The following is a 12,359-nucleotide window of genomic DNA, read 5'->3' as shown; positions in this document are numbered from 1 at the left end:
CTCTTTTACTAAACTTTTTTATATACTGTTAACGGGCAACTTATTGTTCATTAACAATATTAGTATATGTTTAGCTTGGGCTATTTAAGCCTTCCGATGCAGCATCGTTGTGCAAAAGGGTATGCAGCGGTGTATAAGGCCTACCCACTGCTTCTGCTACAGCAGCAAAAGTGACATGCCCTCCATAAGTATTAACTCCCAAAGAAAGCGCATTGCTCTCTAATAACGCTTTTTCCAAGCCTTTGTTAGCTAGTTCTAACGCGTATGAAATCGTTGCATTGGTCAGAGCAAATGTAGAGGTTCTTGGCACTGCCCCAGGCATATTAGCTACAGCATAATGAACCACCCCATGCTTCACATAAGTCGGTTCACTGTGTGTGGTGACTCGATCAATAGTTTCGATAGTCCCTCCTTGGTCCACAGCAACATCCACTATAACGGAGCCCGGCTTCATCGTACGTACCATTTCCTCGGTTACCAGCTTTGGCGCTCTTGCCCCAGGAATGAGTACGGCTCCAATTAAGAGATCTGCTTTCTGTACGGCATTAGCAATATTAAGTGGATTGGACATTAAAGTTCGCAAACGCCCGCCAAAAACATCATCCAGATAACGCATCCTTTCTGCGCTTCGCTCAATAACAACGACATTGGCTCCTAAGCCCAGCGCCATTTTGGCAGCATGAGTCCCCACGATACCACCGCCAAGAATGATCACGTCTGCAGGAGGTACCCCCGGAACACCACCCAGTAAGATACCTCGTCCCCCGTAATATTTTTCGAGAAACTGCGCCCCGACCTGTACAGACATTCGCCCAGCAACCTCACTCATTGGTGTTAATAAAGGCAAGCTCCCGTTAGCCAGTTGAATAGTTTCATATGCGATACCTGCAACCTGCTGCTTCAGCAACGCCTCTGTCAAATCTCCAGCAGCAGCTAAGTGAAGGTAAGTAAACAGAATTTGATTTTTTTTAAAATAGGGATATTCTGCAGGCAAAGGCTCTTTTACCTTAATAATCATTTCTGACCTTTCCCACACTTCAGAGGCCAAACTCAAAACCTCGGCTCCCGCTAAGCGGTACTCCTCATCGATAAATCCACTTCCCTCACCAGCACCTTGCTCGATATAAACAGAATGGCTTGATTTCCGCAGCATACTCACACCCGAAGGTGTTAGAGCAACACGAAACTCGTTATTTTTGATTTCTTTAGGTACTCCAATTCTCATAATAGTAGCCCTCTTTCAGTTTGGGTAGGCATTTCATCTATAGTCTGACTTTTCCAAACAATATTATGTATTCCGCAGACATCTTATACCTTTATGCATACAATGTACGATACGCTAACGCCCCCATCCCCCGTTAACAGTATACCAATCCCCCTAGCTCTTAATCCAAAATGTGACAGAGGTGAAATTATTGAACGATCTTAAACAGTCCATTCAAGCCTTAACCCACTCTTCAACCGGCAAAACCTCAACAATTAATCAAAAGAATGCTCCAAAAACACGACAATTGGTCGTTCTACGTACACAAGCTGCTTACAAAGAATGCTTGCATCATTGCAAAAGCTTAGGAATTCATCCTGTAAAAACCATAAAGACCATGAATGCCATCCTTTTGCATGCCCATCCTCATGCGGATATGGGTCCACTTAAGCGTAATGGTTTGGTTCGCAGAGTAGAATCAGATCGGAAAATTAAGCTTCATACTGTCAAAAAAAAAGCACGTCGCCTAGCAACGGGCTGCGCCTCCATTGATACTCCGGAGATTATCCCTTGGGGCATTGCTCGCATTCAAGCACCACTCGTATGGAAAGCTACTCAAGGCAGTCCCATTCGTGTAGCTATTCTAGATACAGGGATTGCTAAACACCCTGACTTGCGAGTGGTTAGATCCTTCAACACGATCAATAAAAAGCCTGTGATTGATCGTAATGGTCATGGCACCCACGTCGCAGGTACTGTTGCCGCTTTGCGCAATAGCTTCGGCGTTGTTGGGGTTGCACCAAAAGCCAAGCTTTATGCAGTGCAATCTTTTAACTCCGAAGGCTCTGCCTTTACCTCGGACATCATCCAAGGCATTGATTGGTGTATTCGCAATCGCATGCAAGTCATCAACATGAGCTTTGGCTTGACCGACTTTAGCCCATCTTTGCAGCAAATCATCCGCAAGGCACATCGCCAAGGAATCGTCATGATTGCCTCCGCTGGAAACAGTGGAAAAAACAGTGGAACCATCGACTATCCCGCACGTTTTCCTGAAACGATTGCCGTAGCCGCTTCCACAGAAAACAACCAAATTGCCGTTTATAGCAGCCGCGGGGCCGGCATTGATGTAACTGCACCTGGTGATGAAGTGTGCTCCACTTACTTGAACAATTCCTATACAAAGCTAAGCGGTACTTCAATGGCAGCACCGCATGTCACTGGCACTGTTGCTCTACTGCTTAGCCGTTGTCCACGATTATCCCCTACAGCTGTAAAACAACGTTTGCAGCGAACCGCTCGCAAGCTCAATGGATTTACTCGTAAATCTCAAGGGAACGGGTTAATAAACGCATCGCGCGCTGTTTTATTGACTAAGTAAGCTTGCTGTACCGCCAGTTTCTGGCTCTACAGCCTCATGCATGAACTACTTCCACAGCGTAGAAAAAGCTCAGCACAAATTAAAAGCATCTGTTAAGCGCGAGTCGCGACTTAACAGATGCCCATTTAATTAGTGGTTTAGTATTGCCTTAGATTGGGTTGTTAGTTTTACCATTACAGCGGAAACAGATGCCTTGAAAATCCAAACGATGATCAACTACAGTAAAGTTAAATTGCTCTTCCACTCTTTCTTCCAAGGGACCGAGCCAATCCTCCATTATTTCGTCCATAGCACCACATTGCACACAAATCAGATGATGATGGTGATGGTGAGTACTATCGTTGCGCAAGTCATAACGAGCTACACCGTCGCCGAAATTAATCTTCTCCACTACATGCAGTTCGCTCAGTAGTTCAAGGGTTCTATAAACGGTAGCCAGACCGATTTCAGGCGCTTTATCCTTAACGAGCATAAAAACATCTTCCGCGCTTAAATGGTCCTCTTCATTCTCGAGCAGCACACGAACAGTTGCTTCTCGCTGATGAGTCAGCTTATATGCTTGTGATTGCAGCTGCTGCTTGATTTTTTCAATCCGCTCTTCCATTATCCCCCTTACCCTCCCGTTCAAACATATTTCTTCCTATTATAGGGGGAAAAGTCGAACAAAGTCAAACCATTTAAGGTGTTTAACATGTATCAAGAAACCAATATAGGAGTCACCCACTGCATTATCAAAGGTGAAAGTAAAGCTTCATATAGCGAGACAACAATCAGAAGCACCGCTAATGAAAAAGTTGTGCCGATAAATTTTGAGAACGAGAGCGAATTACTCAAATGCTGGCGTAAAAAGCGACTTTTAAGCAGGTGCAGTCCAAAAGCAATCGAGGTAACACTACATATAATCAGTGCTGGAATCAACAGTAAATTTTGTGGCACTACGGAAGCAAGAGCGAATAACATCCCTTTCCAGGCATACTCCCCTACCATAAATCCAACTGTAAATCCAATCAAGACGCCCTTTAAGAAGTCCATAAATAAGATAAACGGCAGTCCGATCACCGATAAGCCCAAAAGGCAAATAAGTGCTAGCCACTTAAAATTCAGCAAAAAGGATTGCAAAAAAGAATGCTGCTTATCCCATTCAAGTCCGATATCAACCATTTGAAAAAAATTACCTAAATGGCGACTTAGCTCTTGCTTCTGCTCCAGGGTTAGAGCTTGCACAATAACAACACCAAAAACAACCCCTGTAATAAACAAGACAGATACATATACGTACAACGGCATATGTTCCTTCATATAGCTTCGCATCGCATGCGATAAATCCGACATATTCCGCTTCCCTCCCTTGTCCGCTTACAACAAGATATGAGTCCAGAGGAAATTGTATGTATATTGGTAACGGACAACTATTAACCTTGCTTTGAAACGGGTAATGAGAGTTTTGTTCGCTTGGCTATATTGGTGCTTTTCCATTCGATGTACGGGCTTATTTTCGGCGCAGCACCGAACAACATCCAAGCCAACCGGCTTTGCTTTTGAATAAAGCTGACAATTATCCATGATAAAGCAAAAGTCACAACGAAAGCTGCAGCTACATAAACAGAGTAAATTAGGGGACTATAGCTCACTGAAATTCGGTAATAATAGAATAGAATCCCTGCATGAATAATATATATTCCAAATGAAGCAATTCCTAATTGCAGCATAATATTCACAAGGGGAGGGCTAAGCTTACGATAGATTAGATTAGCTAGCTGAAGCAAAACCAAGCCTGCTGTGATCGTGTGTAAATTCCAAACCAATTCATAAAGCAGTGGATTAAAAATGGTTCCATTTTTACGAGCCCAGTAAAACATATAAACATCGGCAAAGCTTGCCAACAACCAAACCGACCCTAACAATACCCAAAAAACAGCTTTCAAGCTCATTAATTTTTTTCTTGTAACTACGAGCCATTCCATTAAGCTGGAATAGTAAATCCCAAAATAAGCACCTAAAAAGTAATTAGAGGTGTAACTGATCGCAAGCTGTCCTTTATCGGCGTAATTCAAGCTATAATAATTATAAATAATAAATGCCCACTGTAACAAAAACCCAATCCAAATAAGGTGCTTAGTTAGGTTTCGTTTATATTGCAGTAAGAGCAGCAGCAAGGGGAACAATAGATAAAACTGGATATTGATAAAAACGAAATAAAGATGATAAAAGGATTTTCCTAGTGCCAGCATTTTCAGAAACCCTATAACAGAAGCCGCTTGAACAAACTGATGCCATGTTTCGCCGTAAGAATAATACATTTGAATCACATAATACAGTATGGAGAAAATAACATAAGGAATTCCGATATACAACAGCCTTCGCTTATAAAAGCTCATAAGCAGCTTTCCGCTTATCGGCTTCTCATAATAGCGATAAAATAGCACAAAGGCACTTAAAAAGATAAAGGTTGTTGTCCCATAGCGATTAAATATATTGAGAAAATTAAAAAACATGAACATGATTGAGCTTTTATCTGCAATAATTCCGACCGGAACGGATGAAACATGTACCAATAAAACTCCGATAATGGCTAGGGCACGTACAACATAAAGCTCTGGAATTTGCGCTTTATGATTCATGCTTAGACTACTCAAAACATCACTCCTCGTAAAAAGTCTTACGTTCATCGTAATCATAAATGGCCACCGGCACAATGCATTTACCAAATCTTCACAGTATAAAAGGCTGTTGCAAAAGTAGATAAATCTACTTTTGCAACAGCCTTTTTCTCAATAATCGATCTTAATCATAACTTTCAAAATTCACGTACCTCACGTTACCTACGCTGTATCCTACCATATTTCCCGCCACCGCCAACATCAACTTTTAGCAAGCCGCCTCTAGCATTAAGGATGGTCTCCGCTATTTCCAATCCGACGACTCGAGTCAAATCATCAATGGGTACATGGTGAAGTACGTTCATCTCCGTTCCGAATTGTCCGAGCAGCTGCTCCAGCTTTTTTTTACCGAGCCCTGGGATAAACTCAAGCGGAATTTGGTTATAGTAAGGCGGGCGATGCGGCATAATGATCGGTATTTCACGATCAGCAAGTGCGAGAATACGATCCATCACTCCACGGACAATTTTGGGACTGCCGCAATTTAAGCAACGAGATGTGGAGATAGCTGTTTCATCTAAGACCGCATCACATTTAGCGCAAAAAGTCCGATGGTATTTGCCAAGCTGTGGATTTAAGCCGTAATTGCCGATAATGGAACGCCCATCTTCAAAGTTAAGAGCCTTCACCAATTCGTTATAGCTCGGCTCAAGCATCCGCATTTGATTATATTCGCGCCCAATCTTACTAAGAGAATGTGCATCGGAATTGGTTACAAAGGCTAAATCATCTAACTCTGAAAGATAGCTAGCCATGTAGGTGTCTGAGCTTAATCCAAGCTCAACAGCAGTAAGTCCCTGCAGATCTAACATATCTGCTATCCTAGTTGAGCCGCTGCCATATACACTTTTATAAGGCGTAAAGATGTGCGCTGGGATCATAAAACCACCGCGGCTAATTACCTCACTCTGCAGCTCTCGAGAGGTTACATATAAACGCTGTGAACTAAGCTCGACATTTTTCATAAACCGACTCATCCACTTTGTAAATTGCTGCATGCTTTTTAGATCAGGCAAATAGGCCAACAGATGTGTAGGACCGCAGCCCTCATCCCTAACCTCAATCTCACTGCCGAGGATAATCGTCGACTGGCGATATCGGATACCTCCACCTTCAAGCTCTTCCATCTCACCACTGTGCAAATAACCCATGATTTCTTCCTGAACAGAAGGTGCATGACAATCAATAATCCCGATCATGTCAATGCCCTTACGTGTAGCTGATTCATGGGCAATATTATAAAAAGTTAAATCACGCGAGCCCGAGATTTTGACAGGCTTACCTGATTCCGTACGTCCAATATGAATATGCAGATCAACATAATAGTCATTCATTCTAGAAGGATCCTGTAAGCTTATAAATTCGCCAAGCATAGACAGCCGCTATAGTTTTGGCATCACTGATCCGTTTTTCAGCAATATACTGCTGCGCTTCTTCAAGAGTTATTGCTTCGCACTCTAAAAACTCGTCCTCGTCCAAGTTAACCTGCCCTTTGACCAAATGCTCCGCAACGTAAAAATGAATCAGCTCATCAGCAAAACCAGGTGAAGTGTAGTAGGAGCAAATATGAAGCAGTTCATCACAATGATACCCTGTTTCTTCCTCAAGCTCACGACGGGCTGCTTCCAGTGGATCTTCTCCTGGCTCTAATTTGCCAGCCGGTATCTCAACCTGGCTTTTGCCTAGCGGCTTACGATATTGCTCCACAACGAGCATCTTATCCTCTAACAGAGCAAGCACACAGACGGCTCCAGGGTGTCGAATAATTTCTCGAGTTGCGATTTGACCATCAGGCAGCTCCACATGAACAACCTCTAGTGAGATAATCTTGCCTTGAAAAATGTGATCTGTTTTTATGGTTTTTTCGAGAAATTTTTGATTACCTTCGTGATTTTTCATATTCTGGCTCCTTATGTATAAGTTGTCCCTTAGTATCATACGCTCCTAGTATAAGAATAACAATTGAAAAGAGGAAACGTCTATGAAAAGCTATTTTGCCCCACAGCAATTATGTTTAGTCGGCAAAGCCTGGGAGGTCCAACATTATTTACGCAAGCTTTCTGCTAGACCTGCCAGTTTGAAACAACCTTTAGTCTCCGTTTTACAAGATAGAGTGAATCCTGCCCAGCTAAAAAGACCTTATCCATTTACACTTGTTTCATCAAAGGAAGGGTAATAATGACTGATGTTTTGACCCCTATGTCACTAAAGGCTTCAATATCACCCTGATGGTTGCGCACAATGTTTAATGAGGTCGTTAAACCTAACCCAGTCCCCGTATCTTTCTGTGAATAGAAAGGATCGAAAATTTTACGCAATTGCTCAGTTGAAATACCCTGGCCATGGTCAATAATTATAATTTGGACATGTTGACTATTCTCAATTACTTGAATTTGAATATGACTACCCGCTTGTGAAGCCTCTAGTGCATTCTTAATTATATTCATGAAAACCTGTTTCATTTGCTTAATATCCATCTCTATCCAGACTTCTTTATTCAATGAATCGAAAATAATTTCAACATTGTGCAAGGAAGCTTCACTAGACATAAACTCCACAGTAGTTTTGAGCACAGCATACAAACTCCCGCGTTCATATTTAATCGGCTGAGGTTTTGCTAGCATTAAGAACTCGCTAACCAAGTCATTAATTCGTTTCACTTCAGGATGCATTAAATTCAGATAACTCTTGCGTTTCTCCTGCTCCAGCTCCGTTTTAAGCATAATCTGCATAAATCCGTCAATAACGGTCAATGGATTACGAATTTCATGGGCTATTCCAGCTGCAAGCTGCCCTAATACCGCTAGTTTTTCCATTGTGTATATTTCGTCCGCTTCCTCCATCTGTGTCTCTAATTGGCGTAGCGAGGATAGATCGGAAATGATTAACATGCACTTGATATCTTCAGGATTATCTGCATTAATAATAGGTTTGAAGTCCAACTTTACAGTAAATTCATTTAATCTTGTTTCACAGGAAAGCTGCTCCAAATACTCACTTTTCTTAATAAGATCGGGCTCTTCAAAAAACGCTCGCAATAGCTTTTCTAGTCTATCCTGCTGTGAAACTTGATTGGGACAGAGTAAGGTATGAATGGTCCGCCCTTCCAAATGACTTGAGAGAAAACGAACACAAGCTAGACTATATTCTTTCTGAATGATCAAATCTACCCCAAAGGAAAGAAAGCCTTGATCCGAATTATCCATAAGACTATGAATGGCGCTAGTTCGTGCAGCAACCATCAGCTCCTGCTCCTGAAGCTTCTTTGCTTGCTCACTGCTGCGAATACGTATAAAGAGAATAAAGAGCGAACTCCCTAACCCAACATATACAAGGTATGCCCACCAACGCTGCCACCAAGCAGGAATAACCTCAAGCTCAATGGTTTTCTCAATCGAGTTCCAAACCCCGTCACTATTGGTGGATTTGATATGCAGTACATAATGCCCCCCCTTCAAATTCATGTAACTGACATATCTTCTGCTCCCTGAATAAACCCAATCTTTATCAAATCCATCCAATTTATAAGCATATTGAATTCGAGGTGTATTCCGGTAATCCAAAGCTGCAAATTCGAAAGAAAAGAAATTTTCTTTATATGAGAGTTGAATGGTTTTCATTTCGGACAATGGTTTATCGAGAAGCTTAGGCTGGTCGAATACTTTAAAGGAATGGATAACTATGGATGGTGTAAAATGGCTATCTTCTAAAAGTTCAGGACGAATCCAATTGAAACCATTATATCCTCCAAAAAAGAGAGCGCCATCATTCGTTTTTAAAAATGACCTAACTACGAATGTATTGCTTTGCAATCCGTCAGCTTGCTCATAATTATGAAAGCTCATCGTTTTAGGATTCAATTTGGACAACCCTTTGGTATTAGAAAACCAAAGATTATCCGAATTATCTTCAACGATTCCCCAAATTAAATTATTCGACAAACCTTCTGTTTGTGTAAAGCGTTCAAAGCTGTCTTTTATAGGATTGAACTTCTCGAGTCCCCCTTTGGTCCCTACCCAGATAGACCCGCTTTTGTCTTTAAGGAGGGAGGAAACACTGTTGCTTCCCAAATTATTAGAAAATTCAGGATAAATCGGAAAGTGATCAAAGCGATTATGGATCGAGTCCAATTTATATAGACCTGAATCCAATGTTCCAAACCAAGTAATTCCTTTTTCATCTGCGAGAACGGAAGTAAACCGGGATTCATCAAAAGTACTATCATAATTATCTACCGTGCTTGCAATGAATTTATGAATTTCTTGTTTTTTAATATCAAATATAAAAAGGCCATTATAGGTACCTAACCATAGCTCATTTTCGGTCTTTTGGGCTATTACCACAATTGTAATGAATTTCCTTCGTTCTATCTCCCCTACTCCTATATCATTGAATCTTGTAAATGTCTGAGTTTCCGGGTTAAAGCGATTCAAGACTCCTTCTTTAGAACCCGCCCATATCGTTCCAGATGAATCTACAAAAAGAGCGAGAATCGAACCATTACTTACACTGGTAGGATCTTGAGGCTTGTTTATATAAAGCTCGAATGCCCCCGTTTCTCGATCAAAGGTTTGAACTCCTTTATTCGTGCCAAGCCAAATCAGCCCATTCTTACCTTCCGCAAAAGAAAGAACCCCGTTATTCTGGAGCTTGCTCATCTTAGCATCCTCAGCATGATAAGTAATAATCTTCTTGGGTGAATATAGATTCAAGCCTTTTTCGGTCGCCACCCAAATATTAAGCTGTTGATCTTGATAAATACCATATACCACACTTCCGTTTAAGCTTTGAGGATTGCTCAAATTATTAACAGTGTGCTTGAAGCCATTTAGACTACTATCCCACTGCTCCAATGATTTATCTGTACCTAGCCATACTCGACCTTGTCTATCTGTATAAATGGTATTTATTTTATTATCGCTTATACTTTCGGTCATATCGGGGTTTGAAAGAAAGCTGGAAAATAGCCTGTTTTTATGATCAAAACGAGTAACGCCTGCACTTTGCGTCCCTATCCATAAATCTTGGTTGGCATCTAAACTCAAAGAAGTGATCATGTCATCACCAATTGATGATGCCAACACTGCAATTTGCTGAGAACTGCTAAACTTCGAGGTTTTTGAATCAAAACGAACTAAGCCTGCAGAAGTACCCACCCAAATAATACCTTGATCATCGATAGCAAGTGCATTAATTAAATTAATTTTGTCATTATCCGTTTCATTATTTTTAAAGTTGAAATGTGTAAAAGTTTTGCTTGCTTTATCAAATTTATTTAAGCCTTTTCCAGTGCCAATCCAAAGCACTCCATCTTTATCTTGCTTCATTATATTTATATTCTCTTGACTTAGCCCTTTTGGGTCATCGGGGTTATTAGGATTGTATGTATAGTGTTTAAATTTACCCGTTTCTGGGTCGAGCTGATTCAATCCACCTCGATAAGTCGCTACCCACAAGGAGCCATCCACATCCTCCTCAATACCCATGATCTGATTATTGGAAATGGAGTTTGGATTAGTTGGATTGTTCGTATAAGTCGTGAAGGTATACCCGTCAAATTTATTAAGACCATCATCTGAACCAAACCACATATAGCCAGCTTTGTCCTGAGCAATTACTAATACAACTGGATAGGACAACCCTTGATCCGTAGAAAAGGACTTGAAATCCATAGGCTGATTGTTTAGCTGCTTTTCGAAGCTATCAGCTGATACAGCCGAACCCACCAAGAAAACTAGGACAAAGCTAAAAAATAGTATAAAAGCGATTCGATGTATGCTGCTGCTCATGATTGTTTGAATGCCCCTTTTTCGTAAAGTACATAAATCCTTTGATAAAATTTAGGTAGGCTAATTATAACACCAGTCACTGAAAAATTGCATTAAAAAGCCTGCTTTAGATATCTGATTGCAGATTTCTAAAGCAGGCAATTCCTATCGTTTTAGTTTGAAACTGCTACCTTTTGAATTAATGCAACTACGACTTCGGCCACTTTTACCAGCTCGCTCGCAGGTATTTGTTCCTTAGTGGTATGAATATGCTGATAGCCTACTGCTAAATTCGCGGTTGGGACACCCATCCCGTTGAATATATTAGCATCACTTCCGCCTCCGGAATGAAACGTATGTGGTGTTAACCCCATATCACTTAGTACATCGATTGCCAGCTTCACAACAGGAGAATCATCAGCATGCATATATGCAGGATAGATGACCTCGCTTTCGAACTCCATACGTGCGCCCATTTCTTCAGCTGCTGCAGCACAAGCTGCTCGCATGGATTCCACTTGCTTCGCCAGCTTCTCATTCACGATGCTGCGTGCTTCTGCAGTTAAAACAACTTTCTCACAAACGATATTAGTTTCTCCACCGCCTACAAAGCTGCCAATATTCGCTGTGGTTTCTTTGTCGATTCTTCCTAAAGACATCTTGGCAATAGCACGGCTTGCTGTTGTAATAGCGCTGACACCATCCTCTGGATTGACACCTGCATGTGCAGCCTTGCCCCAGAAGGTAATCTCAATCTTGGATTGAGCTGGTGCAGCTGTAGCGATATCACCGACTTGGCCATTAGAATCCAAGGCATAACCAAACTTTGCTTCCATCCATTTGGGATCCATCGCGCGCGCGCCATGCAAACCAGCTTCTTCGCCTGCGGTGATAATAAACTGGACTTTACCATGTTCAAGCTTCTGTTCCTTTAATACTTGAATGGCTTCTAGCATTGCTGCAATGCCTGCTTTATCATCACTGCCCAAGATTGTCGTCCCGTCGCTGCGAATAAAACCATCCTCGTCTAATCTTGGTTTAATCCCCTTGCCTGGCATAACGGTATCCATATGGCATGTAAAAAAAATAACCGGTGCTTCTAATCCACCTGAAGTTGCATTCAAGTTACAGATTAAGTTACCAGCAGCATGACCTGTTTGAGCTGCCGTATCATCTTCAACCACCGTTAACCCCAATTGTGTGAATTTGTTGATTAAAACCTTGCTAATGGCTAATTCATCTCTTGTTTCACTGTCCACTTGGACAAGCTCCATGAATTCTGCGATAAGACGTTCCTTCTGAATCATGCCTCTTTCCTCCATTCCACTAAATAGGTTACAATAGGG

The 12,359-nt window shown here is 41.5% G+C and carries 10 protein-coding genes; 2 read left to right on the top strand and 8 right to left on the bottom strand.

Features of this window, described 5'->3' with window-relative positions; translation table 11 throughout:
* Positions 1-70 precede the first annotated feature (70 nt).
* A complete protein-coding gene (gene ald, locus EHS13_RS14440; protein ID WP_155701012.1) occupies positions 71-1,225 on the bottom strand; it encodes an alanine dehydrogenase in 1,155 nt (384 codons plus the stop codon).
* A 190-nt stretch (positions 1,226-1,415) separates the two neighbouring features.
* Between ald and EHS13_RS14435 the strand changes: the two genes are divergently transcribed.
* Positions 1,416-2,585, top strand: coding sequence for a S8 family peptidase (locus EHS13_RS14435; RefSeq protein WP_155701011.1), 1,170 nt, complete (start codon positions 1,416-1,418; stop codon positions 2,583-2,585).
* A 148-nt stretch (positions 2,586-2,733) separates the two neighbouring features.
* Here the strand turns inward: EHS13_RS14435 and fur are convergent, their stop codons facing one another.
* From fur to EHS13_RS14410, 5 genes are all read right to left on the bottom strand, one after another.
* Positions 2,734-3,189 carry a ferric iron uptake transcriptional regulator gene (gene fur / locus EHS13_RS14430; protein WP_155701010.1) on the bottom strand — a complete coding sequence of 152 codons (456 nt, stop codon included), beginning with the start codon at positions 3,187-3,189 and terminating at the stop codon, positions 2,734-2,736.
* 92 nt (positions 3,190-3,281) lie between these two features.
* Positions 3,282-3,917 carry a stage II sporulation protein M gene (spoIIM, locus tag EHS13_RS14425; RefSeq protein ID WP_193571502.1) on the bottom strand — a complete coding sequence of 212 codons (636 nt, stop codon included), beginning with the start codon at positions 3,915-3,917 and terminating at the stop codon, positions 3,282-3,284.
* An 80-nt stretch (positions 3,918-3,997) separates the two neighbouring features.
* On the bottom strand, positions 3,998-5,221 hold the full coding sequence (locus EHS13_RS14420) for an acyltransferase (protein WP_162463111.1): 1,224 nt from the start codon (positions 5,219-5,221) through the stop codon (positions 3,998-4,000).
* Positions 5,222-5,403: 182 nt separating this feature from the next.
* Positions 5,404-6,579 (bottom strand): endonuclease Q family protein, encoded by a 1,176-nt coding sequence (locus tag EHS13_RS14415; RefSeq protein WP_155701008.1) that lies wholly within the window; start codon positions 6,577-6,579, stop codon positions 5,404-5,406.
* 1 nt (position 6,580) lies between these two features.
* Positions 6,581-7,144, bottom strand: a complete 564-nt coding sequence (locus EHS13_RS14410; protein WP_155701007.1) for an NUDIX domain-containing protein — start codon at positions 7,142-7,144, stop codon at positions 6,581-6,583.
* Between the two features lie 82 nt (positions 7,145-7,226).
* Here EHS13_RS14410 and mciZ point away from each other — a divergent pair, with 82 nt between their 5' ends.
* Positions 7,227-7,421 carry a Z-ring formation inhibitor MciZ gene (mciZ, locus tag EHS13_RS14405; RefSeq protein WP_155701006.1) on the top strand — a complete coding sequence of 65 codons (195 nt, stop codon included), beginning with the start codon at positions 7,227-7,229 and terminating at the stop codon, positions 7,419-7,421.
* Here the strand turns inward: mciZ and EHS13_RS14400 are convergent.
* Together EHS13_RS14400 and EHS13_RS14395 are read right to left on the bottom strand one after the other, a co-directional pair.
* Entirely contained in the window at positions 7,393-11,034 is a 3,642-nt protein-coding gene (locus EHS13_RS14400; protein WP_155701005.1) for a two-component regulator propeller domain-containing protein, read from the bottom strand. The genes mciZ and EHS13_RS14400 overlap by 29 nt on opposite strands.
* A 152-nt stretch (positions 11,035-11,186) precedes the next feature.
* Positions 11,187-12,320 (bottom strand): M20/M25/M40 family metallo-hydrolase, encoded by a 1,134-nt coding sequence (locus tag EHS13_RS14395; protein WP_155701004.1) that lies wholly within the window; start codon positions 12,318-12,320, stop codon positions 11,187-11,189.
* Between the last annotated feature and the right edge of the window lie 39 nt (positions 12,321-12,359).

The sequence above is a fragment of the Paenibacillus psychroresistens genome (assembly GCF_009728935.1).
Classification (GTDB): domain Bacteria; phylum Bacillota; class Bacilli; order Paenibacillales; family NBRC-103111; genus Paenibacillus_AC; species Paenibacillus_AC psychroresistens.
Note: the sequence above shows the minus strand (reverse complement) of the source record. Positions and strands in the feature narration are given on the sequence as shown.